The sequence below is a fragment of the Kitasatospora sp. NPDC032121 genome, assembly GCF_055580145.1.
Genome location: NZ_JBVILX010000010.1, coordinates 1 through 25,486, shown reverse-complemented (window position 1 = coordinate 25,486; position 25,486 = coordinate 1). Strand labels below are relative to the sequence as shown.

Here is a 25,486-nt window from a genome sequence, read left to right as displayed (position 1 = left end):
GTCGGGCCCTATCGGTCGACCGGTGGTTCGGTCCTACGACCGCAGGTCCCGGCGCATGCAGAGCCGGGGCCAGCGGTCCAGACCGTGCTCGGCCTCCTTGCGGCGGATCTCGCGCAGGCCGGGGGTGAGTTCCTCCCCGGCCAGCGGGCGGAAGCCGCAGCGGGCGTAGTAGGGGGCGTTCCAGGGCACCTCGGCGAAGGTGGTGAGGGTGAGCGCGGGGGCGTCGGCGGTCTCGGCGAGGTGCTCGATCAGCGCCCGGCCGATGCCGCGGCGGGCGTGGTCGGGGTGTACTGAGACCTGTTCGATGTGGAGCGCGCCGTCCACCGGCTCGGCCAGCAGGTAGGCGGCGACGGTTCCGTCGGGGGCCTCGGCGACCAGGGCGACGCCCCGGTCCAGATAGTGCGCCAGCTCCTGCGGCGCGGGGGGTTCGTCCTCGGCGATCTCGGGCATGCCGATCGCGGCGAAGGGTGCGCCGGCGGCCCGCTCCAGCTCGGTGAGCAGCGGAAGTTCGTCCCTGGTGACGGCTCTGATTCGCATGCGTCCAGTCTGCTGCAGGCCGCTTTCGGCCACGGACGGTGGTTTCGTCAGCCAGTCCACAGCGGGGCGAATCGGACGAATTCGGGCAATCGGTGCTGCCATCAACTACCGTGCGGCAACGTCAAGGACACGCGGGCGTAACGATCGCGGTTTCTTGCAGAAACTTGCTGCAAGGACTTTCCGTCCTTCTTGTGCCGCTGTTAACTTCCTTCCCGAGCCCGACGGCAGCAACGGTGCGGTCGGTACGAGGCAGCCACATTATGCGCCTGTCTCCGAACATCTCGGGCACCCCCACCCTCCCAAGGAGTTCTCATGCGGCGTGGCATCGCGGCCTCTGCCCTCGTTGTGGCCCTCGCGGTCTCGATGGCTGCCTGTAGCAGCAGCGGCTCCAGCTCCGACGGCAAGGCCGACGGGCCGGTCACCCTCACGTACTGGGACACGTCGAACGCCACCAACGAGGCGCCGAACTACCAGGAGCTCGTCAAGAAGTTCGAGGCTGCGAACCCGAACATCAAGGTCGACTTCGTCAACGTCCCGTTCGACCAGGCGCAGAACAAGCTGCAGACCGCCATGGGGGCCAAGGGCGCTCCGGACGTGTTCCGCTCCGAGGTCGGCTGGACCGCCGCCTTCGCCAAGGCCGGCTACCTCGAGCCGCTGGACGGCACCCCGGCCGCCGCCGACACCTCCGCCTTCCAGCCGAGCCTGGTCCAGCAGGCCAAGTACGAGGGCAAGCTGTACGGCGTCCCGCTGGTGACCGACACCCTCGGCCTGATGTACAACAAGGAGCTGTTCGCCAAGGCGGGCATCACCGAGGCGCCGAAGACCTGGGACGAGCTGAAGACCGACGCCGCCGCCGTCAAGGACAAGGCCGGCGTGGACGGCTTCTGGCTGAAGGCCGCGGACGGCTACTACGCGCTGCCGTTCCTGTTCGGCGAGGGCACCGACACCGTCGACGCCGCCGGCAAGAAGATCACCATCACCTCGCCGGAGGCCGTCAAGGCCGTCGAGACCTACAAGACGATGTTCACCTCGCCCGGCACCGCCAAGGCCGACGTGACCACCGACGCCTACGCGCACATGATGGACGCCTTCAACAGCGGCAAGGTCGCGGCGATCATCCAGGGCCCCTGGGAGATCACCAACGTCTACAAGGGCTCGGCCTTCGCGGACAAGAGCAACCTCGGCATCGCAGCCGTCCCGGGCGGCTCCGCCGGCAAGAGCGGCGCCCCGACCGGTGGCCACAACATCTCCGTCTACGCGGGCGCCGACAAGGCCCACAAGGCCGCCGCGGAGAAGTTCGCCGCCTTCATGACCTCGGCCGAGAGCCAGGCGTTCATCGCGCAGAAGAACGCCACCCTGCCGACCCGCTCCGACGCCTTCACCGCCGACGTCAAGGCCGACCCGGGCATCGCCGGCTTCCAGGCCGTGCTGAGCAGCGCCAAGCCGCGCCCCGAACTGCCCGAGTACAGCTCGCTGCTGGCCTCGCTGAACACCAACCTGGGCAAGGTCGTCCAGGGCACGAGCACCCAGGACGCGCTGAACACCGTCGCCACCGACTACGCCAAGCTCCTGCCGGGCTTCGCCAAGTAGTCCCTGCGCCCGGCCCGCCGGCCGACGGGTGACGGGTGACCGTGGACGGGTGACGGCGGACGCGGGACGGCGAACGAACAACAGAGAACAGATTTCATCATCTGTCAGTTGTCATCTGTTCGCTGTCCGTCGTCCGCTGTCTCCCGCCACCGCCACCGCCACCCGTCACCCCTCCGGCGGGCCGGGCCGTCGGCTCCCCCGAGAATCCCCCCGAGAAGGTGCAAACGATGTCAGTCGCCGTGCAGGGCGCCACCGACAAGGGCAGCCGGGAGCGCGAGCAGCGTCCGGGCCTGCTGGAACGCGTGAAGCGCTCCTACTCCAAGCACTGGTACGCCTACGCGATGATCGCGCCGGTCGTGCTGGTGCTCGGCGTGCTGGTGCTCTACCCGCTCGCCGAGGGCATCTGGCTCACGCTCACCGACGCCAACAGCCTCAACGTGGCCCGCAAGATCGGCGTCAACGAGATCCCGGCGAGCTACGAGTTCGTCGGCTTCCACAACTACGCCGACATCCTGTGGGGTCCCGGCTCGTACGACCGCTTCTGGTCGCACTTCGTCTGGACCATCGCCTGGACGGCGGTCTGCGTCTTCCTGCACTACACCCTCGGCCTCGGTCTCGCGCTGCTGCTCAACCAGAAGATGCGCGGCCGCGCCGCCTACCGGATGCTGCTCATCCTGCCCTGGGCCGTACCGACCTTCGTGACCGTCTTCTCCTGGCGCCTGATGCTCGCCGACGGCGGCGTCGTCAACGGCATCCTCTCCTTCCTGCACCTGCCCGAGCCGGGCTGGCTCACCGATCCGTGGGCGCAGAAGGCGGCCGCGATCATGGTGAACACCTGGGCCGGCGTGCCGTTCATGATGATCTCGCTGCTCGGCGGCCTCCAGTCGATCCCGGCCGAGCTGTACGAGGCCGCCGAGATGGACGGCGCCAGCGCCTGGCAGCGCTTCCGGTACGTCACCCTGCCCGGGCTGCGCTCCGTCTCCTCCACGGTCGTGCTGCTCGGCGTGATCTGGACGTTCAACCAGTTCAACGTGATCTTCCTGCTGTTCGGCACCGGCGCCCCCGACGCCCAGCTGCTGGTCACCTGGGCGTACCGGCTCGGCTTCGGCCAGATCCCCCGGGACTACGCGCAGTCCGCCGCCTACGGCGTGATCCTGCTGTCCATCCTGATCGTCTTCACCGCCTTCTACCGGCGTTGGCTCGCTCGCAACGAGCAGGCCAACGGCTGAGGCCCCGGACCCAGTTGACCCACGAAGGCAGGTAACCCGATGAGCACCACCACCGAACTCCCGGCCCGCGCTGGGGCCCCGGCCCCGGCCGCCCGGCCCGCCAAGGCCCGCCGCCGCGGCGAGCGCAGCCCGCTGGCCCGGGCGCTGTCCCACGGCACCCTGATCCTGGCCGGCCTGATCGCGCTGTTCCCGGTCGCGTGGATCCTGTTCGTCTCGCTCGGCCCGGACAAGACCGACTACCTCCACCCCGGCCAGATCTTCGACAAGCTGACGCTGTCGAACTACCAGCACGTGCTGTCCGACACCGACTTCTTCACCTGGTTCGGCAACGCCCTGCTGGTCTCCGGCATCACCACCGTGTTCGGCGTGATGCTCGCCGCCACCACCGGCTACGCCGTGTCCCGGATGAAGTTCCCCGGGCACAAGCCGCTGATGTGGTCGCTGCTGGTCACCCAGATGTTCCCGATCGCGGTGCTGATCGTGCCGATGTACACGATGCTCTCCGAACTCGGCCTGCTGGACAGCTACACCGGCCTGATCCTGGTCTACTCGACCACCACCGTGCCGTACTGCGCCTGGCTGCTGAAGGGCTACTTCGACACCATCCCGGTCGAGATCGACGAGGCCGGCCGGGTCGACGGGCTCAGCCCGTTCGGCACCTTCTGGCGCCTGGTGCTGCCGCTCGCCCGCCCGGGCCTGGCGGTGGCGGCCTTCTACTCCTTCCTCACCTACTGGGCCGAGGTGCCGTTCGCCTCCACGTTCATGCTCAGCTCCGACAAGTACACGTTGGCCGTGGGCCTCCAGACCTTCGTCAGCGAGCACGACGCCCAGTGGAACCTGATGGCCGCGACCGCCGTGCTGATCGCGATCCCCTCCGCGGCCTTCTTCTACCTGGTGCAGCGCCACCTGGTCACCGGACTGACCGCCGGTGCCTCCAAGTCGTAGCGCGCCGCCGCGTCGTCACGCGCCTCCACATCCCAGCGCCTTCCGCTCCTCTAGTCCCCAAGGGATACCGTCCATGACCCAGAACCTGGCCGACACCTCCCGGCCTGCCGCCGACACCGCTCACGAGGCGAACGTCAGCGCGTCCAGAGGCTGGTGGCGGGACGCGGTCATCTACCAGGTGTACCCGCGCAGCTTCGCCGACTCCAACGGCGACGGCATGGGCGACCTGCCCGGCATCCGCAGCCGCCTGCCCTACCTGCGCAACCTCGGGGTGGACGCGGTCTGGCTCTCGCCGTTCTACGCCTCGCCGCAGGCGGACGCCGGCTACGACGTCGCCGACTACCGCGCGGTGGACCCGATGTTCGGCACCCTGCTGGACGCCGACGCCCTTATCCGGGACGCCCACGACCTGGGCCTGCGGATCATCGTCGACCTCGTCCCCAACCACTCCTCGGACCAGCACGAGTGGTTCCAGCGCGCGCTGCGCGAGGGCCCCGGATCCCCGCTGCGCGAGCGCTACCACTTCCGCCCCGGCAAGGGCGAGCAGGGCGAACTGCCGCCCAACGACTGGGAGTCCATCTTCGGCGGCCCGGCCTGGACCCGCACCGAGAACCCGGACGGCACCCCCGGCGACTGGTACCTGCACCTGTTCGCCCCGGAACAGCCCGACTTCAACTGGGAGAACCCGGCCGTCGCCGACGAGTTCCGCTCGATCCTGCGGTTCTGGCTCGACATGGGCGTGGACGGCTTCCGCATCGACGTCGCCCACGGCCTGGTCAAGGCCCCCGGCCTGCCCGACCTCGGCGGCTCCGACCAGCTCAAGCTGCTCGGCAACGACGTCATGCCGTTCTTCGACCAGGACGGCGTGCACGAGATCTACCGCAGCTGGCGCAGGATCCTCGACGAGTACCCGGGCCAGCGGATCGGCGTCGCCGAGGCCTGGACCCCGACCGTCCAGCGCACCGCCAACTACGTCCGCCCGGACGAGCTGCACCAGGCCTTCAACTTCCAGTACCTGGGCACCGACTGGGACGCCGCCGCGCTGCGCGAGGTGATCGACCTCTCGCTCGACTCGATGCGCCCGGTCGACGCCCCCACCACCTGGGTGCTGTCCAACCACGACGTCACCCGGCACGCCACCCGGTTCGCCAACGAGCCCGGCCTGGGCACCCAGATCCGCACCCCCGGCGACCGCGAACTCGGCCTGCGCCGCGCCCGCGCCGCCACCCTGCTGATGCTCGCGCTGCCCGGCTCGGCGTACGTCTACCAGGGCGAGGAGCTCGGCCTGCCGGACGTCACCGACCTGCCCGACGAGGTCCGCCAGGACCCGTCGTTCTTCCGCCAGGCCGGCCAGGACGGCTACCGCGACGGCTGCCGCGTCCCGATCCCGTGGTCCGGCACCGAGGCCCCGTACGGCTTCGGCCCGGTGGCCGGCGGACCGTCCTGGCTGCCGCAGCCGGCCGAGTGGGCCGGGCTGAGCGTCGAGGCGCAGACCGGCGACCCGACCTCCACCCTGGAGCTCTACCGCAGTGCGCTGGCCGTCCGCCGGGCCCAGCCCGACCTCGGCGCCGGCACCGGGGTCGAGTGGCTGGAGAGCCCCGAGGGCACCCTGGCGTTCCGCCGCGGCGCCTTCGTCTGCACCGTGAACACCACCGGCGAGCCGGTGCGGATCGCGGCCCCGGGCGCGCTGCTGCTCGCCTCGGCCGACCTCGTGGTGGACGGCGGCGAGACGGTGCTCGCACCGGACAGCACCGGCTGGTGGGCGGTCTGACGTGGTTGGAATAGGCTCTGGGACCGTGACTACGGCGCGACTCTCAGACATCGCGGCGCAGGCGGGGGTCAGCGAAGCCACCGTCTCCCGCGTGCTCAACGGCAAGGCGAACGTTTCCGCCGCCACCCGGCAGACCGTTCTGGCGGCGCTGGACGTGCTCGGGTACGAGCGGCCGACCCGCCTGCGCCAGCGCAGCGCCGGGCTGATCGGTCTGATCACGCCGGAGCTGAGCAACCCGATCTTCCCGGCGCTGGCCCAGGTGATCGAGCAGGTGCTCAGCCGGCACGGCTACACCCCGGTGCTGTGCACCCAGACGCCGGGCGGGTCCACCGAGGACGAACTCGTGGACATGCTGGTGGACCGGGGAGTGGCGGGCATCGTCTTCGTCTCCGGGCTGCACGCCGACAGCACCGCCGACCACGACCGCTACGCCCGGCTGGCCGGGCGCGGGGTGCCGTTCGTGCTGATCAACGGCTACAGCGAGAAGATCGACGCGCCGTTCATCTCGCCGGACGACCGGGCCGCGATGTGGATGGCCGTCCAGCACCTGGCCGAACTCGGGCACGAGCGGATCGGGTTGGCCGTCGGGCAGCGCCGGTACGTGCCGGTGCTGCGCAAGATCGAGGGCTTCACGGCGGCGATGCGCGAGGTACTCGGGCACAGCGGGGAGGCGGCCGAGAACCTCGTCCACCACACGCTGTTCAGCGTGGAGGGCGGGCACGCGGCGGCCGGTGCGCTGCTCGACAAGGGCTGCACGGCGATCGTCTGCGGGAGCGACATGATGGCGCTCGGGGCGATCCGGGCGGTGCGCCAGCGCGGGCTGTCGGTGCCGCAGGACGTGTCGGTGGTCGGGTTCGACGACTCGCCGCTGATCGCCTTCACCGAGCCGCCGCTGACCACGATCCGCCAGCCGGTCGAGGCGATGGCCACGGCGGCGGTCGACGCGCTGCTGGAGGAGGTCGGCGGAAACGCCGTCCAGCGGGGCGAGTTCATGTTCCAGCCGGAGCTGGTGATGCGCGGGTCCACCGGGGCCTGCGCGCGCTGAGCCCCGGCGGCCGCGGCCGACGCGCGGGCCCCGGAGGGCGGTTGCCCTCCGGGGCCCTTCGGCGTGCGCGCGGCCGGTCGTGGCGGCCGGGGGTGGTCAGCCCTCCTGGGTGGTCGGCCGGTCGGCGGTCAGGCGGTGCCCGTCGGCCGCGTCGCCGGTCCGGGTCTCGGTGCGGCGGCCGCGGGCCAGGTAGTCGCGCAGGACCAGTTCGACGGCGTCCTGGGGGTTCTTGGTGCCGGAGAGCATCATCACGTCGATCGCGAGGTTCGCGTCGAGGGTGACGGTGACCTGGGCCATGTGGACTCCTCCTCGGGTGTCCTCGGGTGCAGAGCAGCAGCATGCCCGTCGGAGCGGGGATCCACCACGGGGATATGGCCGGAGGTACGCCGGAACCCCCGGGGAGAGCGACCAGACTCTCCCCGGGGGCGGTGGGTGGTCAGCGTTCGGGCGACAGCTGACAGATGATGAAATCTGTTACCTGTCACCTGTCACCTGAGGCCCGTCGGCTGTCCGACTGCGCGCCGTTCTCAGACCCGGCCGGCGAAGTCCGGGGCCCAGTTGGCGATGCTCTGCTCGCGGACGCCCGAGCTCGGGTTGGCGGCCTCGACATACTTGCCGTTGCCGACGTAGATCGCGACGTGGTAGACGCCGGAGTCCTTGCCGTTGTTGGACCAGAACAGCAGGTCGCCCGGCTTGAGGCTGTCCAGCGAGACGTGGGTGCTGGCGGCGGCCTGGTCGGCGGCGACGCGCGGGACGGAGATGCCCGCGGCGCGCAGCGCGGCCTGGGTGAGGCCGGAGCAGTCCCAGCCGCCGTTGCCGGTGCCGCCGTAGACGTACGCCTGACCGACCTTCGACTCGGCGAAGGCGACCGCGGCGGCCATGCTGCCGGTGGCGGCCGGAGCCTGGGTCTGGGTCTGGGCCTGCGGCGCGGGCTTGGCGGCGGGCTTGGCGGCCGGGGCCGGGGTCTGCGCGGTCGGCTGGGCGTTCACGGCACCGCCGTTCGCGGACTGGCCGGACTTCTGGGAGCGGTCGGACCCGGTGGAGTCCGAGCCGGTCGCACCGCTGAAGGACAGCTGCTGGCCCGGGTAGATGGTGTCCGGGCCCTCGGTCAGGGTGCCGCGGTTGAGCTCGTACAGCCGCTGCCAGCCGCCCTGCACGTTGTGCTGGTCGGCGATCGAGGACAGCCAGTCGCCCTCGACCACGGTGTAGTCGCCGCCCTGGGCCTGCTGCTGACGCTTCTGGACCCAGTCGCCGCGGCTGCCGGAGGCGGTGGAGCCGGCGGTGGCCTGCGCGCCGTCCTGGGCGGGCGCGGCGGGCTTCGTGGCGGGGGCCTGGGGCGTCGCGGCCGGAGTGGCCGGCTTGGCGCTCTGGACGGGCGCGGCGGGCTTGGAGGCGGTCGAGCCCGTGGCCGAGCCCGCCGAGGTGTCGACGGCGGCCGGGGTGCCGCCCTTGGTCAGGCCGGCCTTGACGGAGCAGACGGGCCAGGCGCCCGGGCCCTGCGAGGCGAGGACCTTCTCGGCGATCGCGATCTGCTGGTCCTTGGTGGCCAGGTCGGCGCGCGCCGCGTAGGCGGTGCCGCCGAAGGCGGACCAGGTGCTGGAGGTGAACTGGAGGCCGCCGTAGAAGCCGTTGCCGGTGTTGATGCTCCAGTTGCCGCCGCTCTCGCACTGGGCGACCTTGTCCCAGGTGGCGACGGAGGCGGCCGAGGCGGTGCCCGAGGTGAGGCAGGGGACGGTGAGGCCGACGCCCGCGACGCCGAGGGCGGCGATCACGCGGCGGGTGCGGCTGGGCAGGCTGGTGCCGTTGGTGGGCAGCATGAAGACGGAGTCCTCTCCCACGCCTGCGAGGTGAGCTGTCGGATTCGGGCTGGAGTTGCCCGGCCGCGCTGGTGGGCGCGGCTTCACCCCTAGCCCTGGACCGTTCCGCAGACCGGTCCGGGGCGACTTACCTGTGGGTCCCCCGCTCCTGCCGTGGTGCGTTTTCGCGCTGCCAGGACATCCGACGGCAGGACTCGGCGTTGCGGATGAACCGGGTTCGTGTGGTCACGAACGGGGAGCACGTTAATCAGACTCTAGTTCAAACTGCAAACCACTGTGATGCGCATCACGGTTTAGTGGGAACTGCCAAAATTGCCGCCACCCATGATCGTGAATGATCGTTTTCTGGCAATGTCGTTGCTGAAGTCGACAACTGGCTCCACCTCAGGGCTGATGTGACGGTGCGCCGAGTCGCGGAGTCGGCGCACCCTGGCGGTGGGGGAGTAGTCGCGATTCGAACACCTGGGCCCGCGCTCCCTATTTCCTTTCAAATGCCGCCAGAACGGACATTCCGCGCTATTTTTCGCGTCATCGTCGTCATTGCCGTCCGCATCCGGGCGGGAGGGTGACGCGGGAGGGGCGATCCGGGAGGGACGACGCGCGGGCAGTGGGGAGGGGCGATGCGCGGGCAGTGGGGAGGGACGACGCGCGGGCAGTGGGGAGGGACGACGCACGGGCAGTGGGGAGGGGGTAGAGCGAAGGGCCCGGAACGCAAGCCGTTCCGGGCCCTTCGGAGCGCGCTGAGCGGCGCGCGGAGTCGAACTACTGCCCGGCGGGCGCCTCGGCGGCCGCGTGAGCGCCGCGAGCACCCTCCACGACCCCCTCGGCCTCGGCGGCGGCAGCCGCCTCCGCCTCGGCCCGCGCCAGGTCCTCCGGGGACGGCGTGGGCAGCGCGGCCAGGTACGTGGAGGCGATCAGCTGGCCGACCGACGGGTACGAGCCCAGCGGCGCGGCCGACGGGCAGCCGGTCTCCTCGGCGGCGGTGGCGAGCAGCTCGGAGTCCGCCTCCGGGCCGATCACCAGCGGGGCCAGCGCCGGGCGCTGCGAGCCGGTTTCCTTGAGGTGGTTGACGGCCGCGGCCACCGAGCCGGGCACGTCGAGCGCGGCGGCGACCACCGGCACGGCCAGTCGCGCGGCCAGCAGCACGCCGGTGATGCCGGCCGCGGCGGCAGCGTCCTCGCCGCCGACGGTGGTCAGCACCACGCCGTCCGCGGCGGTCGCGATGGCGAACAGCCGGGCGCGGTCGGCCCGGGCCAGCCCGGCCTCGGACAGCCGGACGTGCACGGCCTCGGCCAGCAGCGGGTGCGGGCCCAGCGGGTCGGTGACGGGCGCGCCGTACTCGGCGGCGAGCGCGTGAAGCTCGGTCAGGAAGGTGTGCGGGCCGGGCACCAGCGGCACCAGGACGGGCATCGGCAGCCCGGCCTCGGCGGCCAGGGTCAGCAGCTCGGCCACGGTGCGGTCCTCGCCGTCCGCGCCCTCGGTGCCGTCACCCGGGAGGTAGCCGACCGCGGTCTGGACGCCGTTCTGCTCGGTGCGGACGATCGAGAGCAGCTCCTCGACGACCGAGCGGGACTCGGGCCCGGCGGTCGCGGGCACGGCGAGCACCAGGGCCGGGGCGCCGGCCGGGATCTCGGGGCGCTCGGGACGACGGTGGCGCCCCCGCGCACGGGAGCCTGGAGTGCGGACGGGCAGTGGCGCGCCCGGGATGGCTGCGGTGCTCATGCCGGAGATCGTAGGACATCTGCCCGTCAGGCTTGCAGTCGGCTGCCGTGCGGGATTCACGCGAGCGCGGTGCGGACCCGGCGCGTCCTCGGCGCCGGTCCGGGCGCTTTGCCTACAATCCGGACATTCTTCACCCAACCCCCGTACGGTCGCCGGTGGTTGCCTCGACGTGATCCGAGGGGCGGGCGTTGCACCCGGGGCGCGTGAGATGTCTCACAGCATGGGGGTGGTTTGACTGAGGGTCACGGGCGTGCGACTCCCGGCATTCGAAGATCAACATTCGGCGGGGAAGCGCTCACGGCCGGTTATCGCTAACTCGGCGATTCCATCGGCTATGTCCGTTTACGTACCGTCAGGAGAAGGGTCCGTGAAGAGTTCGCGCCTGCGAATAAAAGGCCTCGTGCACCTGCAATGTCTCGTGCTGATGCACGTGCACTGCAGCTATCATCGCGTCAAGTGAGGCGTTGTGCCGGACCGGTACGGGGCCGGTCCGTTCGTTTCGGCGGTGCCGGGGGCGCCGCGCTGGACGACAACTCCGGAGCTCTTCGGGAGACTTCTATGCACGACTCGCAGGACACGCACGGTTCGTACGACACCTACAACGGGATGGCCGCCGCCGATCTCCAGGGGGTGGTCTGGCAGAAGAGCCTGCACAGCAACTCCCAGGGCAACTGCGTCGAATTCGCGGCCCTCCCGGGCGGCGACGTGGCGATGCGCAACTCGCGCTTCCCGGACGGACCGGCCCTCATCTACACCCGGGCCGAGATCGCCGCCCTGCTGCTGGGGGCGAAGGACGGGGAGTTCGACCACCTGGCGGTCTGACCGGCCGCAGTGCTCCACCATCGGGGGGCCGTCGTGGGTGCCGACACCACGACGGCCTTTGTCTTTGCCCTCTCCGGGTGACCCCTTCTCCGGAAGGCCCCTTCTACGAACGACCCCCTCTGCGAAGCCCTCGTCCGGCGGCGTCCCAAGGAGCCGTGCGGCCGTCCCGCCGCCCCGGGCCGCTCGCGGGTCGGCGGCTCCGGAAGGTCTCGGCGGAGCCTGGTGGAAGGGCCCGGGGTGTGGTCCTCCCGGGGCTTCCCGCGACCGGCCACATGCCGTCAGGCGCAGGGGCCCGTCCCGGGTGGCGGGGCCCGTCCCGGGTGCACGGGTCCGTTCCGCCTGCGCGGGCCGTCCTAGGCCGAGCGCCGATGCCGTCCGCCGACCTCGACGGGCCCGTCGAGCGGTGAGCGGCCGCCGAGCCCGGGGTGTCCGTCCAGCGGACAGCCGCCGACCGTCTCCGCCTCGAACATCGCCCAGACCACCTTGCCGCTGCCCAGCGGGTGCCAGCCCCAGGAGCGGCTGAACGACTCCACCAGGTGCAGCCCGCGGCCCGACTCGGCGACGAAGTCGGCCTCCCGGGCGACCGGGCCGGTGCTGCTCGGATCGCTCACCGCGCAGACCACCTGGGGTGCGCGGTGCACGAGGCTTATTCGGATCGGGAGCCGGCCGTCCGCGGTCGGCTGTATGGGAAAGTCGTACTCGCCCTGGGCGCCGCCCGACGGGTCGGGCCGTGCGCCGATCGCATGCCGGAGCGCGTTGGTCACGAGTTCCGAGGCCACCAGCGCGACGTCGTCGAACAGCTCCGTCAGGCCCCAGCGCTGGAGCGTGGTCCGAGCGAAGTCGCGCGCGGTTCTGACGGCTTCGAAGCGAGGAGCGAGCGTGCAGGTGACCACAAGGGGGTCAACCGCCAAGGCCGTACCGGTGCTCATGAAGAGCTCCTCCCATAAGGGGGCGGACACGGCTGGACCCGCCGGGGTCATGCCGGTCACCTCCGACTCGCTCGGCCGCTCGGCCGCCCCCTCGACCAGGCGCGCGCGCACTCGAACGCCCGATGACGCGGGGGACGCCGTCGGGTCGGTGCACGGAGTCGCGCGTGGGGTCGACGCGGAGCCCGCGGGATTGCCAGGGATGTGCAGGTGCACGTGCACCATGGTGGTGTGCGCTCACTGCAGATGCAAGAGTCGATTCACGTGCAGTCGCACTATTGGCATATGCAAGCGCCGAATGCACGTGCATCCTGGTGTGTGGAGCGTAGAACTGATAGGAACATCCGTCAGTATCGGCACCGTGAGCGCTCAACTGATGGCAGACTGTGCGCTGTTTGCCCTAGGTGGAGGTTTCGACCGCATGACCACAGTTCAGCCGGGCGGCGGCTCGATGGTCCGCCGGATCCTCCTCGGCTCGCAGCTGCGCCGCCTGCGCGAGGCGCGCGGCATCACCCGCGAGGACGCGGGCTACGCGATCCGGGCCTCCGAGTCCAAGATCAGCCGCATGGAACTCGGCCGCGTCAGCTTCAAGGAGCGCGACGTCGCCGACCTGCTCAGCCTGTACGGCGTGGACGACGGCATCGAGCGGGAAGCCCTGCTCGGCCTCGTCCGCGAGGCCAACAAGTCCGGCTGGTGGCACAGCTTCAACGACGTGCTGCCGGGCTGGTTCCAGACCTACGTCGGCCTGGAGGAGGCCGCCCAGCTGATCCGCACCTACGAGGTGCAGTTCATCCCCGGGCTACTCCAGTCCGAGGAGTACGCACGGGCGGTTTTCGGCCAGAGTCGGCCGGTCATCAGCGAGGAGGAGGTCGAACGGCGGGTCAGCCTCCGGCTGCGCCGCCAGAAGCTGCTGGCCGAGGGCGCCAGCCCGCGCCTGTGGGCGGTCATCGACGAGGCCGCGCTGCGCCGGCCGGTCGGCGGGCCCAAGGTGATGCGCGGTCAGGTGCAGTACCTGATCGACGTCGCCGAGCAGGCCAACGTGGTGATCCAGGTCATGCCGTTCCGGTTCGGCGCGCACGCGGGTGAGTCCGGGGCTTTCACGATCCTGCGCTTCCCGGAGCAGGACCTCGCGGACGTGGTCTACCTGGAGCAGCTCACCAGCGCGCTCTACCTGGACAAGCGCGACGACGTCGACGCCTACATCCAGGTCATGGAACGGCTCTGCGTGGACAGTCTCACGCCGGAGCGCACGATCGACCTGCTCGCCTCGATCCTGAAGGAACGCTGAGTCGCTGCCGTCCGGGGCCTGGGAACCCCCTCTCTCACGAGGCCCCCCGGCAGTCGGTCGCCAGGCCGCCCACCCGCGGTCAGCCGCGGGCCGGCGGCCGTTCGCGTTCCGGCGGCGACGGCTGCGGAGGGCGGCCCAGCTCCCAGAGCAGGTCGTAGCGGCGAAAGAGGTCGGCCCGGATCGGTGCCAGCGGGATCTCGGCGCCCGGCAGCAGCACCCCGATGCAACCGCCCATCAGCGCGCTGCGCAGCACCGCGTGCTCGGCGACCGGGTCGGGTGCGCCCCAGTCCCGCAGCAGCCCCTGGAGGATCGCGCCGAGCTGTTGCTGCTCGGGGTCCTGGACGAAGGCGCCGGTGTCCGGGTCGAGGATCAGTGCCAGGTGGGAGCGCATCACCCGGGGGTGGTCCAGTGCCAGTCCGAGCACGGCGTCGATCGCCCGGGCCAGCCGGGCGTCGGGGGAGGAGTCGGGGGCCAGTTCCGCCAGCGCGCCGGCCAGCGCCTGGTGCATCATCCGGTGCGTCGCGGACTGCATCAGCAGCCGTTTTCCGTCGAAGTAGTAGGAGAGCAGCCCGCGGGCGAGCCCGGCCCGCTCGGCGATGTCGGTCAGCGTGGTGCCCGCGTAGCCGCGCTGGTCGACCAGCTCGACGGTGGCCCGCATGATGCGGCGGCGGGAGCGCTGCCGCATCTCCTCATTGACCGAATCCCCGCGAGGTGCCATCGTGTCTGCTCCGAACGTTCATTGGTTTCGAGCCAATATACTTGCGGAGCCGAAAGCCGCACCGAGGAACCGTGCCCCGAGGGGCGTGGTCCGGGCGGCCGCCACGAAGACGGCCGGCTCCACCGACACGGGGGTTTGGTGGAGCCGGCTCCATGGCCCCGCGGCCCGGATGCCGACCGCGCGGGGCCGGGGGGTCAGTGCCCGGTCAGGGGTCAGTGCCCGGTCAGGACTTCGGTCCTGGCCTCGGTCGACCCGACCGGCGCGCTCACGGGGTCAAGGGCGCTCGCGGGGTCAGGCGCGGTCACGGGGTTCGGCTTGGTCACGGTGTTCGGCTCGGTCACGGGAGTCGACGCGCGGCGCCGGTCGACCACGGCGCCCACCGCCGCGACCACCAGGCCGAGGAGTGCGACCGCCGTGACGAACAGCAGCGCCGGCCGGTAGCCGTCCAGCTGGGCCTGCGGACTGTCGCCGCCCGCGCTGCCGGCCGTGATCATCGCCGTCGCTCCGGCCAGCACCACCGCGGTGCCGACCTGGATGGCGGTGTTCACCAGGCCCGAGGCCAGGCCCTGCTCCTCGTCGGCCACGCCGGCGGTGGCGGCGATGTTCACCGAGGGGAAGGCGAACGCGAAGCCCACGCCGAGCAGCAGCATCGAGGGCAGCACCAGGCCCGGGTACGAGCTGTGCTCGTCCAGCCGCAGGAACAGCGCGAACGCGGCGACCAGCGAGAACACGCCGATCGGCAGCAGCCGCCCGGTGCCGAAGCGGTCCATGATCGGGCCCATGAAGGGGGCCGAGAGCGCGATGATGGCCCCGGCGGGGAGCAACCCGAGGGCCATCTCCAGGGCCGACCAGCCGAGCAGGTGCTGGAGGTAGAGGGTGACCACGAACTGGAACCCGCCGTACGCGCCGGTCATCGCGAAGGCGACCACGTTGGCCCGGGCGACCGAGCCGTTGCGGAAGATGCCGAGCCGGACCAGCGGGTGCGCGGTGCGGCTCTCCACCCGGAGGAAGGCGGCGGCCAGCACGGCGACGACGAGCAGCGAGCCGAGGGTGCGCGGGCTCAGCCAGCCGGCGCCCTGGGCCTCGGTGACGGTGAAGACCAGCAGCAGAACGGTCGCGGTGCCGGTGATCGCGCCCAGCGCGTCGTAGCCGCCCTTGGCGCGCTCCTCGACCGGCCGGGGGAGCAGCCGGACGGCGAAGAGCAGGGCGAGCAGCGCGACCGGGACGGGCATCAGGAAGGTCCAGCGCCAGCCGACCGAGGTGAGCAGGCCGCTGAGCACCAGTCCGAGCGAGAAGCCGCTGGCGCCGCAGGTTGTGTAGATCGACAGCGCGCGGTTGCGGGCCGGGCCCTCCGCGAAGGTCGTGGTGATGATCGACAGGCCGGCCGGGGCGGTGAAGGCGGCGCTGACGCCCTTGAGGAAGCGGGCCGCGATCAGGAGGCCGCCGTCGTCGACCAGGCCGCCGACCGAGCGAGGCGGCGGCGAACACGCCCAGGGCCACCAGGAACACCCGGCGGCGGCCGAGCAGGTCGGCGGCGCGGCCGCCGAGCAGCAGCAGGCCGCCGTAGCCGAGTACGTAGCCGGAGACCACCCACTGCAGGGCGGAGGTGGACAGGTGCAGGTCGGCGCCGATGGACGGCAGGGCGACGCCCACCATGGAGACGTCCAGGGCGTCCAGGAACATGGCGGCGCAGAGCACGATCAGGGTGCCCCAGAGGCGGGGAGTCCAGTGTGGCCCGCTGGTTGACGGGGCGTCGGGTGACGTGACGGTCGCGGTGGTCATGGGGAGGACAGTACATGCACATGCATTGAATGCAAGAGCATTAAATGTAGCTGCAACAATTGCCTGTGCATGCTAAAGTGGCGGGGTGGCTGAACTCGACTCCCCGGCGGAGGCCGGTCTCGTCGCGCAGTGGCGCGAGCTGCTGGCCCGGCAGGCCGCCACGGCCTGCGCGCTCGACCGCGAGCTGGGCGACCGGTACGGGCTGGGCATGAGTGAGTTCGAGGTGCTGGAGCGCCTCGTCGAGGAGTGCGGCGGCGGCAGGCCCGCGGTGCGGGTGAGCGAGCTCGCCCACACCGTCCACCTGAGTCAGAGCGCGCTCTCTCGGCTGATCGCCCGCCTGGAGAAGGCCGGGCTGGTCACCAGGGCGATGTGCGAACGCGACCGGCGAGGTGTCCTGCTCACCCTCACGGAGGCCGGTCGGGAGCGCTACGAGCAGGCCAGGCCGTTCCACCGCCGGGTGCTGGAGCAGACCCTCGGTGATGGGCCAGGCACCTCCTGCGCGCCACCCCCTGCTGGCTGACTGCCCGTCAGGGATGCTTCGCCGGGGCGGAGTCGGCCCCGAGGCCCCGCGGCGGCGCTCGGCGCCTCAGAGCAGTGAGTGAAGTCCCGGCGCCGCGGCCAGCAGGAGAACCACGGCGGGCGCGGCGAGTGCCGCCAGGGTGAGCCGCAGCCGGTGCGGGACGGAGAGCCGCGGACGGCCCGCGAGCAGCCGGTCCACCCGCTTCGGGGACTGCGCCAGGCCGGGCGGGCAGGAGCCGAACACCCCGCGGTCCAGGTTGAGTTCGGCCAGCGCGAGGGCGGTGGTGTGCCGGCCGTGCCGACGGGCGGCCCGGTCGTCGGCGGCCAGCTCGACCAGCTCCGCGACCTGGTCCCGGAACGCCCTGAACACGCCGACCCCGGGGAAACCGGAGGCGAGCGCCTGGGCGAACTGCTGGAGCCAGTGGTGCCGCGCCCGGACGTGGCCCCGCTCATGGCTCAGCACCGCCGCCAGCTCCCGGTCGGTCAGCTGCTGGAGGGCGCCGGTGGTGACCACCAGCCGGGAGTCCGGCCCGGGCAGCGACCACGCCTCCGGGCGGACGTTCTCCAGCACCACCAGCCGCTCCCGGCGGCTCCGCGCGGCCTCGATGGTGTCCGGCAACTCCGGTGAACGGGTCGACAGTTGGGCGTGCCGGCGATCGCGCAGCGCCTTGGCCGTACGGACCTCCCGGGTGAGCGCCAGCACCGTCTGCACCCCGCCCGCGGCCAGTACCGCGGCGCAGAGCCGTCCCCAGCCCTCGCCGTCCTGGAGGGCGTACGCGGCTTCCACGCCGTGCGGTGCGCCCGCGAACACCAGCGCGCGCAGTTCCGGCAGGGCGGCGGAGGCGGCCAGCAGCAGGCCCAGCGCGCAGCAGAGCAGCACGGCCACCACCAGGCACTGCCACACCAGCAGGGCCAGCACCGGTTCGCGCTCCGCCCAGCGGGCCCGGGACAACAGCCGGGGCGCGACGGTCGAGAGCAGCAGGCCGAGCAGCAGCAGGCCGATCAGGGCAGGCATCGATGGGCTCCCCGAGTACGCACGGAACGCGACAACGCGCTCCCTGCCAACCTATGCGCTGGCGACGCCCGGTGGAACGGCTTTCGACGGGCCAGTGACCAACGCCACGCCAGCGCGGGGGCCTTGGGGTGTCGGCGACAGGGGCGGCGGGCGGGGCGGCGGGCCTGGTGTGCGGTCGTCACATGGTCAGGAGCATGGCGAACATGCCGATCCCCATGGTGAGTCGACAGGCCTGCGGGAGTCCGGAGGTGCCGACCGCGAGGGTGCCCGCCGGCGTGCGCAGCAACCGGCTTCCGGTCCAGATCGTGTAGCCGCCGAAGTAGAGGAGGAGCGCGCCGGTCAGCACCGGAAGGCCCAGGGTGGCGGCGTGCCGGTGGCCGTGGCCGGAGGCGGTCGCCATCGCGAGGCCCATGTATGTCATGGCGAGCGCGCCGACCGCGTGGTGCAGCCGGTGTGCCCGGCCGGCCGGGGCGTGGGCGGCGGCGAGCAGGAAGGCGGCGGTGGGGAGGCCGAAGAGTCCGGCCCAGACGGCGGGCGGGACGGTGGTGCCGGTGATGGCCATCGCGGCCATGCCGAGCCCCATCAGGGCCTCGGCGGCGTCGGACTCCCGGGCGAGCGGTCGGTGCGTGCCGCCCGGGGCACAGGGGGAGTGGCGCAGCCGGGTCAGGCAGGAGGTGCCAGCCCCGGCGGCGAGGAGGGCGAGGAGCCAGTTGACCAGGGTGGGTCCGTGCAACGGCGGCCTCCCGGGGCGGTGGGCGACGGGGGCGGCGTACAGACGGCAGCGGACAGATGACAGACGACAGACGACAGCCGACGACGAGCAGCGTTCAGCGAACAGATGATGAAATCTGTCAGCTGTCACTTGTCATCTGTCATCCGTCGTCCGTCAGCTGTCGACTGTTCGCCGACCCCCGTGCGCGGCGACGGACGTCCGGTCCACGATCACCGCATCCGGCAGCGCGCGGCCAGAGCGCGTACGGGGCGCACAGTGGTACCCACCGTTGTGAAAGCCCCGGCCGCACACCTGCCGCACACCCGGCCGCACCCCAAGGCCGCCTCCGGCGCGAGGGGGCTCAGCCCTGGAGCCGCCCCGAGGCGACCACCCGGCTGAGGAACCGCCGGGTCCGCTCCTCCTGTGGATCGCCGAACACCTGCTCCGGCGGCCCCTGTTCGAGCACCACCCCGCCGTCCAGGAAACAGACCTGGTCGGCGACCTCGCGGGCGAACCCCATCTCGTGGGTGGAGAGGACCATCGTCATCCCCTGGTCCTTGAGGTCCCGCACCACCGACAGCACCTCGCCGACCAGCACCGGGTCGAGCGCCGCGGTGATCTCGTCCAGGAGCAGCAGCCGCGGCCCGGTGGCCAGCGCGCGCACGATGGCGACGCGCTGCTGCTGCCCGCCCGAGAGCCGGTCCGGGTACTCCTTGGCCTTGGCCGCCAGCCCGAGCCGGTCGAGCAGTTCCAGCGCCCGCGTCTGCGCCTCGGCCCGGGCGACCCGGTGCACCCGGCGCGGCGCGAGCGTGATGTTCTCCAGCACTGTCAGATGGGGGAAGAGGTTGTACGACTGGAACACCACGCCGATCCGGCGCCGCACGGCGTCCTCGTCCGTGCGCGGATCGGTGATCTCCTCGCCGTCCAGGAAGATCGCCCCGTCGTCGATCCCCTCCAGCAGGTTGACGCAGCGCATCAGCGTGGACTTGCCGGAGCCGGAGGCCCCGATCAGCGCCGTCACCGAGTGCTCGGCCACGGTGATGTCCACGTCGCGCAGCACCACCTGACCGCCGAAGGTCTTGCGCACCGACTCCAGCCGGAGCACCTCGCTCGACGTCACACCGCACCTCCCTGCGTCTGGCGGCGGTTCATCCGGGCGGTCAGCCAGTCGGCGAACCGGGTCAGCGGAATGGTCAGCACGATGAACACCAGCCCCGCCACCAGGTACGGCGTGAAGTTGAACGACCGGGCCGCGATGATCTTCGCCGCGTACACCGCGTCGATCGCGCCGCCGATCGAGACCAGCCCGGTGTCCTTCTGGAGGCTCACCAGGTTGTTGAGCAGCGGCGGCACCACGCGCCGGACGGCCTGCGGCAGCACCACGTACCGCATCGTCTGCGCGTTGGTCAGCCCGAGCGACCGGGCCGCGGCCCGCTGGCTGGAGTGCACCGACTCGATGCCGGAGCGGAACACCTCCGACACGTACGCCGAGTACGTCAGCACCAGCGCCGCACCGCCCAGCAGCAGCGGATCGGTGGTCACCCCGGTCAGCCGCAGCGCCGGCACCCCGGTGATCATCACCAGCAGGCAGATGATCATCGGCAGCCCGAGGAAGAAGTCCACGTACGCGGTGGCCAGCAGCCGCACCGGCAGGAAGACCGGCCCGCGCAGCGTCCGCAGCACCGCCAGCAGCAGCCCGAACAGCAGGATCAGCGCCCCGCAGCCGAGCATCAGCTCCAGGTTCAGCCGCAGCCCGCGCAACACCTCGGGCAGCGCCTGGCGAGCGTAGTCGAGGTTGAAGAAGGTCCGCCGAGTCACCTCCCAGCCGGGGGAGTTGACGACCAGCAGGTACAGCACCACGGCCGTCACCAGGGTCGACGCGGTGGCGATCAACGCCGAGCGGCGGGCCCGGGAACGCCGGTACGCCTCGTGCGCCAGCCGGCGCTCGGACGGGCGGTAGCCGTCCTCGACGGCCGGCGCCTTGGCGAGCTTCACCGAACCCGCGCCGCCCGAACCCGCGCCGCCCGAACCCGCGCCGCCCGAACTCGCACCACCGGAGGCCGAGCCGCCGGAACCTGCGCGGCCGGAGGACCCCCCGCCCAGTTCGGGGCTCAGATCAGCGCTCACTTCAGCACCGGTGCCGAGACGGCGTCGGAGAGCCACTGCTTCTCCAGCTTCGCCAGCGTGCCGTCGGCGCGCAGCGCATCCACCGCCTGCGAGACGCAGCCGGTCAGCCTGGAGCCCTTGTCCAGCACCAGGCCGAACTGCTCGGCCTTCGCGGTCGCCTCGAACTGGCCGACCACCTGGGCCTCGGGCACCTCGGCACCGGTGATGTAGAAGGCCGTCGGCAGGTCCACCACGAGGGCCTCGATCTGGCCGTTCTTGAGCGCGGCCTTGGCCAGGTCGTTGGAGTCGAAGACGGCCGGCTGGATGCTCGGCTTGATGGTGTCGGTGATGGTTTCCAGGCTCGTGGTGCCGACCTGCGCGCCCAGCTTGGTGCCCTTGAGGTCGGCGATGCTCTTCGCGCCCGCCGCCTTGGAGTTCTTCAGCGCGATGACGGTCTGGCGCACGTCGTAGTAGCCGGAGGAGAAGTCCACCGCCTGCTTGCGCTCGTCGCTGACGGACACCTGGTTGATGTCGAAGTCGAAGTCCTTGGCGCCCGGCGCGGTCGCCTTGTTGAACGGCGCGACCACCCAGCTGACCTTCTCCTTCGGGTAGCCGAGCTTCTCGGCGACCGCGTAGGCCACGGCGGACTCGAAGCCCTTGCCGTTCTCCGGCTTGTCCTCGGAGAACCACGGGTCGTACGCGGGCTTGTCGGTGCCGACGGTCAGCGTCCCGGCGGTGCGCGTCGCCAGCGCCCCCGGCGCGCAGCCCGCCGCGGAACCGGCCGCGCCCGAGGCACCGGAGGCGGTGTCGGACTTCGAGTCCTGCGGCGCGCAGGCGGTCAGCACGGCCGCGGCGGCGACCAGCGCGGCGACGGGCAGTACGGCGGACGGCTTGCGGAGGGTCATGACGGGGCTCCAGGGACGGACCAGCGGGGGGACGGGAACGAGGAGGGCACGGGAGGGCGCGACGGGCGGCCCGCATCCCGGCGGGTCACTTCCCCCCGGTGGCGGCGCCGGAACACACGCGGCATGGTCGGCGTACGGGCGCGCGTCCGCGGCGCCCCCCGAGCCGGACCGGCGGCAGCCGGGTCGGCGGCAAACCGGTCAACAACAGCGGCGACAGCGGCAGCGCAGGCCGCGCGCGCGACGGCGACGGCAGACGTGCCGACCGAGGACGTGCCGACGGGAGGGCGCCCGGAAGGGGCCGTCGTGGCTTTCGGCCACCGTGATCACCGCCGGGAGCATGCCGGGAGGTTCGCATCAGATCGGCACGTCTGTCCAGAACATCCAGATCACAGTCCACATTCCGGACAACCCGCTTCCCGCCGAAGGTTTCGACGCCGGAGCGGCAGTGCACCGGAGTTTTGTCGGTCCTGCCCCCCTTGAACAGGAGAACCTTTCGTACTTATGGTGTGCTCGTTGAAATAACTCCTGTCGAAGTGAGTCCACGATGCAGAATCTTTCGCCAAGGCTCGCTGTGGCGGCCGACGCCCCGGTCTCGACTCTCGCCGGCCACCCGGCCTGGCTGCGCCTGAAGGAGGCGGTCGAGACGCTGCGCCCGCTCCAGTCGAAGGACGGCTCGATCGACCTGTCCGCCGTCCAGCGGCACACGGTCGACCCGCTGGTCGCCACCGTCCGCGCCGCCGTCGAGGAGCTCGCCCCGAACTTCCCGCACGACGCCGCCTACCTCGCCGCCGTCGACGCGGACCTCGCCAAGTGGGCCGACACCGGCTACCGCGAGCCCGACTTCCTGGACTCGCTGCTCGCCTTCCACCCCGCGGACCAGCGCGAGGACGGGCTCGAGCACCTGGTCGTCTTCCCGATGTACACCCAGAACGGCAACCCGGACCGCAACCTGGAAGCCGTCCTGCTGCGCGTCGTGTGGCCCGACTGGCTGGCCGAGCTGGAGCGCACCCGCTTCGACAACCCGATGTTCGTGCCGATCACCTTCACGGACTTCACCGCCGGCTACGACACCAACTCCGCCGTGCTCTTCCCCGAGACGGTCGCCGTGCGCAAGGCGCCGGAACGTTTCACCTGGGGTGGCATCTTCTGCGACCGCGAGGCGGCCCGCTTCCGCGCCGTCTCCACCAGCGCCGTCCAGCAGCTCGGCCTGGAGATCCCGGCCGACGCCGAGGGCCTGCTCGAGGACCAGCAGCGCGCGCAGGAGACCTTCGTCCTGTGGGACCTCATCCACGACCGCACCCACAGCCACGGCGACCTGCCGTTCGACCCCTTCATGATCAAGCAGCGCAGCCCGTTCTGGATGTACGGCCTGGAGGAGCTCCGCTGCGACCTCACCACCTTCAAGGAGGCGGTGCAGCTGGAGGCCGAGGGCAACCCGCACGCCCGCGACGTCCAGTACGCGGTCCTCTTCGACCGCCTGTTCCGCTTCCCGGTCTCCGGCGACCGGGTGCGCAACTACGACGGCATGGGCGGCCAGCTGCTCTTCGCCTACCTGCACAAGCACGACGCGCTGAGCTGGCGCGACAACCGCCTCAGCATCGACTGGGAGCGCGCCCAGCAGGTCACCAACGCGCTCTGCGCCGAGATCGAGACCCTCTACCGCGACGGCATCGACCGGCCCAAGTCGGCCCACTGGATCGCCGCCTACGAGCTGGTCTCCCGCTACCTCACCCCGCACCCGGCCTCCACCTGGGCGAAGGGTACCGAGGCCCTGCCGCTCGACATCACCGATGGCAAGGCCCTCAACAAGGCCCTGTGCGACGCCGTGCTCCCGGACGAGTTCCCGCTGAGCATGTTCTACGAGGCCCTCAACAAGAAGCTGAGCGGCATCATCGCCGCCACCGCCGGCATCACCGGCGCCGGGATCCAGGGAGCCGCCGCGTGACCACCTCCACCAACGCCCCGCTGGCCGGCAAGGTCATCGCCGTCGCCGGAGCCAGTGGCCCGGCCGGCCGCGCGGTGCTGCGCCGCCTCACCGCCGACGGCGCCACCGTCATCGGCGCCGACATCGACGCCCAGCGGCTGGAGTCCGCCCTGGACGCCACCCGGGTGGCCGTCCGCGGAGCCAAGGTCAGCGGCCAGGTGATCGACCTGCTCGACCCGCAGGAGGTCCACGACTGGGCCGACCACCTCGAGTCCGAGCACGGCCACGTCGACGGCCTGTTCCACCTGGTCGGCGGCTGGCGCGGCAGCAAGACCTTCTTCGACACCCGGCTGGACGACTGGGACTTCCTGCACGACACCGTCGTGCGCACCCTCCAGCACACCTCGCTGGCCTTCCAGCCCGCGCTGGTCCGCAGCACCGCCGGCCGCTACGCCATGATCTCCGCCTCGGCCGCGCACAAGCCCACCGCCGGTGGCGCCGCCTACGCGGCCGCCAAGGCCGCCACCGAGGCGTGGACCCTCGCCATGGCCGACTCCTTCAAGAAGGAGACCACCGACCCCGACGGCGAGCCCACCGCGGCGGCTGCGATCCTGGTCATCAAGGCGCTGGTCAGCCCCGAGATGCGGGCCGAGAAGCCGGAGGCGAAGTTCGCCGGCTTCACCGACACCGCCGACCTCGCCGGACACCTCGCGGGCCTCTGGGACCGCCCCGCAGCAGAACTGAACGGACAGCACCTGTGGTTGACCCCACGATGACCGACCCCACCCGTACGGACGCGGTACGGCGGCACGACCCCGCCGTCCGGGGCTTCGCCAGCGACAACTACGCCGGCGTCCACCCGGAGATCCTCGCCGCGATCGCCCTCGCCAACGGCGGCCACCAGGTCGCCTACGGCGAGGACGACTACACGGAGCACCTCCAGGAGGTCTTCCGCCGCCACTTCGGCGAGAAGGCCGAGGCCTACCCCGTCTTCAACGGCACCGGTGCCAACGTGGTCGCCCTCCAGTCGCTGCTCCCGCGCTGGGGCGCGGTGATCTGTGCCGAGACCGCCCACATCAACGTGGACGAGGGCGGCGCGCCGGAGAAGATGGGCGGCATCAAGCTGCTCACCGTCCCCACCCCGGACGGCAAGCTCACCCCCGAGCTGCTCGACCAGCAGGCCTGGGGCTTCGGCGACGAGCACCGCGCGCAGCCGCTCGCGGTCTCCATCACCCAGAGCACCGAGCTCGGCACCCTCTACACCGCCGACGAGATCCGCGCGATCACCGAGCACGCCCACCAGCTGGGCATGCTCGTCCACGTGGACGGCTCCCGCCTGGCCAACGCCGCCGCCTCGCTCGACCTGCCGCTGCGCGCCTTCACCACGGACGTGGGCGTCGACGTGCTCTCCTTCGGCGGGACGAAGAACGGTCTGCTGTTCGGCGAGGTCGTGGTGGTGCTCAACCCGGAGCGGGTGCGCAACATCAAGTACCTGCGCAAGACCTCGATGCAGCTCGCCTCGAAGATGCGCTTCGTCTCCGTCCAGTTCGAGGCGCTGCTCTCCGGCGACCTCTACCTCCGCAACGCCGGCCACGCCAACGCGATGGCCCGCCGCCTGGAGGCCGCGGTCCGGAAGATCGACGGCGTCGAGGTCGTCCGCCCGGTCCAGGCGAACGCGGTGTACGCGATCCTCCCGCGTGAGGTGAGCGAGCGGCTCCAGAAGCGCTACCGCTTCTACTTCTGGAACGAGCACACCGGCGAGGTCCGCTGGATGTGCGCCTTCGACACCACGGAGGCCGACATCGATGCCTTCGCGGCGGCCATCGTCGAGGAGATGGGCCGCGCCTGACGGCGCTCGAACGACGGATCGTCCCGTCCCGCGACAGCGGGGCGGGACGATTTGCATGTGGCGGGCCCGTCCCCGTACAGTTCCGGAGTCGCCGCGGGAGACCGGGGCGGCAAAGCGGAAAGCGAATCCGATGAATGAAACTCCGGAAAATGGAGCGGAAAACATCTGATAAGCTGGAAACACGAAAGAACGAAGCCCGGAGGGCCCGCTGGAAGGCGGTCCGAAGGAAGCGTCCGTTCCTTGAGAACTCAACAGCGTGCCAAA

The 25,486-nt window shown here is 71.4% G+C and carries 21 protein-coding genes, 2 pseudogenes and 1 riboswitch; of the genes and pseudogenes, 11 read left to right on the top strand and 12 right to left on the bottom strand.

Annotated features, from left to right (window positions below):
* Positions 1-33: 33 nt before the first annotated feature.
* Positions 34-537: a GNAT family N-acetyltransferase gene (locus ACZ5OX_RS23830; RefSeq protein ID WP_465632769.1), complete on the bottom strand. Its 504-nt coding sequence runs from the start codon at positions 535-537 to the stop codon at positions 34-36.
* Positions 538-849: 312 nt separating this feature from the next.
* Between ACZ5OX_RS23830 and ACZ5OX_RS23825 the strand changes: the two genes are divergently transcribed.
* The 5 genes from ACZ5OX_RS23825 (at position 850) to ACZ5OX_RS23805 (ending at position 7,117) form a co-directional block, all read left to right on the top strand.
* Complete coding sequence (locus tag ACZ5OX_RS23825) at positions 850-2,127, top strand: extracellular solute-binding protein (RefSeq protein ID WP_465632768.1); 1,278 nt, start codon at positions 850-852, stop codon at positions 2,125-2,127.
* Between the two features lie 227 nt (positions 2,128-2,354).
* Positions 2,355-3,356 carry a carbohydrate ABC transporter permease gene (locus tag ACZ5OX_RS23820; RefSeq protein ID WP_449788723.1) on the top strand — a complete coding sequence of 334 codons (1,002 nt, stop codon included), beginning with the start codon at positions 2,355-2,357 and terminating at the stop codon, positions 3,354-3,356.
* Between the two features lie 39 nt (positions 3,357-3,395).
* Entirely contained in the window at positions 3,396-4,301 is a 906-nt protein-coding gene (locus ACZ5OX_RS23815) for a sugar ABC transporter permease (RefSeq protein WP_465632765.1), read from the top strand.
* Between the two features lie 73 nt (positions 4,302-4,374).
* Positions 4,375-6,072, top strand: coding sequence for a glycoside hydrolase family 13 protein (locus ACZ5OX_RS23810; RefSeq protein WP_465632763.1), 1,698 nt, complete (start codon positions 4,375-4,377; stop codon positions 6,070-6,072).
* A gap of 25 nt (positions 6,073-6,097) precedes the next feature.
* Positions 6,098-7,117 carry a LacI family DNA-binding transcriptional regulator gene (locus ACZ5OX_RS23805; protein ID WP_465632762.1) on the top strand — a complete coding sequence of 340 codons (1,020 nt, stop codon included), beginning with the start codon at positions 6,098-6,100 and terminating at the stop codon, positions 7,115-7,117.
* A gap of 96 nt (positions 7,118-7,213) precedes the next feature.
* Here the strand turns inward: ACZ5OX_RS23805 and ACZ5OX_RS23800 are convergent, their stop codons facing one another.
* The 3 genes from ACZ5OX_RS23800 to ACZ5OX_RS23790 form a co-directional block, all read right to left on the bottom strand.
* A complete protein-coding gene (locus tag ACZ5OX_RS23800) occupies positions 7,214-7,414 on the bottom strand; it encodes a hypothetical protein (protein ID WP_392875710.1) in 201 nt (66 codons plus the stop codon).
* 230 nt (positions 7,415-7,644) lie between these two features.
* On the bottom strand, positions 7,645-8,955 hold the full coding sequence (locus tag ACZ5OX_RS23795) for a transglycosylase family protein (RefSeq protein WP_465632760.1): 1,311 nt from the start codon (positions 8,953-8,955) through the stop codon (positions 7,645-7,647).
* A riboswitch (cyclic di-AMP (ydaO/yuaA leader) is annotated at positions 8,942-9,113 on the bottom strand. Its footprint overlaps the gene before it by 14 nt.
* A 583-nt stretch (positions 9,114-9,696) precedes the next feature.
* Positions 9,697-10,656, bottom strand: a complete 960-nt coding sequence (locus ACZ5OX_RS23790) for a sirohydrochlorin chelatase (RefSeq protein WP_449788717.1) — start codon at positions 10,654-10,656, stop codon at positions 9,697-9,699.
* Positions 10,657-11,214: 558 nt separating this feature from the next.
* On the opposite strand from ACZ5OX_RS23790, the gene ACZ5OX_RS23785 reads away from it, so the two are divergent.
* Positions 11,215-11,478: a DUF397 domain-containing protein gene (locus tag ACZ5OX_RS23785; RefSeq protein ID WP_392875719.1), complete on the top strand. Its 264-nt coding sequence runs from the start codon at positions 11,215-11,217 to the stop codon at positions 11,476-11,478.
* A 458-nt stretch (positions 11,479-11,936) separates the two neighbouring features.
* Here the strand turns inward: ACZ5OX_RS23785 and ACZ5OX_RS23780 are convergent.
* Positions 11,937-12,407 (bottom strand): annotated as a pseudogene (locus ACZ5OX_RS23780) (ATP-binding protein); the annotation flags it as partial.
* Between the two features lie 418 nt (positions 12,408-12,825).
* Between ACZ5OX_RS23780 and ACZ5OX_RS23775 the strand changes: the two are divergent.
* Positions 12,826-13,692 (top strand): helix-turn-helix domain-containing protein, encoded by an 867-nt coding sequence (locus tag ACZ5OX_RS23775; RefSeq protein ID WP_188297256.1) that lies wholly within the window; start codon positions 12,826-12,828, stop codon positions 13,690-13,692.
* A 79-nt stretch (positions 13,693-13,771) separates the two neighbouring features.
* Here the strand turns inward: ACZ5OX_RS23775 and ACZ5OX_RS23770 are convergent, their stop codons facing one another.
* Together ACZ5OX_RS23770 and ACZ5OX_RS23765 are read right to left on the bottom strand one after the other, a co-directional pair.
* Entirely contained in the window at positions 13,772-14,377 is a 606-nt protein-coding gene (locus tag ACZ5OX_RS23770) for a TetR/AcrR family transcriptional regulator (protein ID WP_465632758.1), read from the bottom strand.
* 245 nt (positions 14,378-14,622) lie between these two features.
* Positions 14,623-16,192, bottom strand: a pseudogene (locus ACZ5OX_RS23765) (MFS transporter).
* Between the two features lie 85 nt (positions 16,193-16,277).
* Here ACZ5OX_RS23765 and ACZ5OX_RS23760 point away from each other — a divergent pair.
* Positions 16,278-16,712, top strand: coding sequence for a MarR family winged helix-turn-helix transcriptional regulator (locus ACZ5OX_RS23760; RefSeq protein WP_465632756.1), 435 nt, complete (start codon positions 16,278-16,280; stop codon positions 16,710-16,712).
* A 66-nt stretch (positions 16,713-16,778) separates the two neighbouring features.
* Here the strand turns inward: ACZ5OX_RS23760 and ACZ5OX_RS23755 are convergent, their stop codons facing one another.
* The 5 genes from ACZ5OX_RS23755 to ACZ5OX_RS23735 form a co-directional block, all read right to left on the bottom strand.
* On the bottom strand, positions 16,779-17,726 hold the full coding sequence (locus ACZ5OX_RS23755; RefSeq protein ID WP_392875731.1) for a M56 family metallopeptidase: 948 nt from the start codon (positions 17,724-17,726) through the stop codon (positions 16,779-16,781).
* Positions 17,727-17,904: 178 nt separating this feature from the next.
* Positions 17,905-18,459 carry a DUF5134 domain-containing protein gene (locus tag ACZ5OX_RS23750; RefSeq protein WP_465632754.1) on the bottom strand — a complete coding sequence of 185 codons (555 nt, stop codon included), beginning with the start codon at positions 18,457-18,459 and terminating at the stop codon, positions 17,905-17,907.
* A 340-nt stretch (positions 18,460-18,799) separates the two neighbouring features.
* Entirely contained in the window at positions 18,800-19,558 is a 759-nt protein-coding gene (locus ACZ5OX_RS23745) for an amino acid ABC transporter ATP-binding protein (protein ID WP_449788712.1), read from the bottom strand.
* Complete coding sequence (locus tag ACZ5OX_RS23740) at positions 19,555-20,433, bottom strand: amino acid ABC transporter permease (RefSeq protein ID WP_465633115.1); 879 nt, start codon at positions 20,431-20,433, stop codon at positions 19,555-19,557. Before ACZ5OX_RS23740 ends, ACZ5OX_RS23745 begins: the two co-directional genes overlap by 4 nt.
* Positions 20,434-20,561: 128 nt before the next feature.
* On the bottom strand, positions 20,562-21,449 hold the full coding sequence (locus ACZ5OX_RS23735; RefSeq protein ID WP_465632753.1) for an ABC transporter substrate-binding protein: 888 nt from the start codon (positions 21,447-21,449) through the stop codon (positions 20,562-20,564).
* A 544-nt stretch (positions 21,450-21,993) separates the two neighbouring features.
* Here ACZ5OX_RS23735 and ACZ5OX_RS23730 point away from each other — a divergent pair.
* The 3 genes from ACZ5OX_RS23730 to ACZ5OX_RS23720 are packed head-to-tail and all read left to right on the top strand — an operon-like array spanning position 21,994 to position 25,222.
* Positions 21,994-23,394 (top strand): DUF6421 family protein, encoded by a 1,401-nt coding sequence (locus ACZ5OX_RS23730; RefSeq protein ID WP_465632751.1) that lies wholly within the window; start codon positions 21,994-21,996, stop codon positions 23,392-23,394.
* Complete coding sequence (locus ACZ5OX_RS23725) at positions 23,391-24,149, top strand: SDR family NAD(P)-dependent oxidoreductase (protein ID WP_449788709.1); 759 nt, start codon at positions 23,391-23,393, stop codon at positions 24,147-24,149. The genes ACZ5OX_RS23730 and ACZ5OX_RS23725 overlap by 4 nt, the downstream gene beginning before the upstream one ends.
* Positions 24,146-25,222 (top strand): threonine aldolase family protein, encoded by a 1,077-nt coding sequence (locus ACZ5OX_RS23720; RefSeq protein ID WP_465632749.1) that lies wholly within the window; start codon positions 24,146-24,148, stop codon positions 25,220-25,222. The genes ACZ5OX_RS23725 and ACZ5OX_RS23720 overlap by 4 nt, the downstream gene beginning before the upstream one ends.
* Positions 25,223-25,486: the final 264 nt, after the last annotated feature.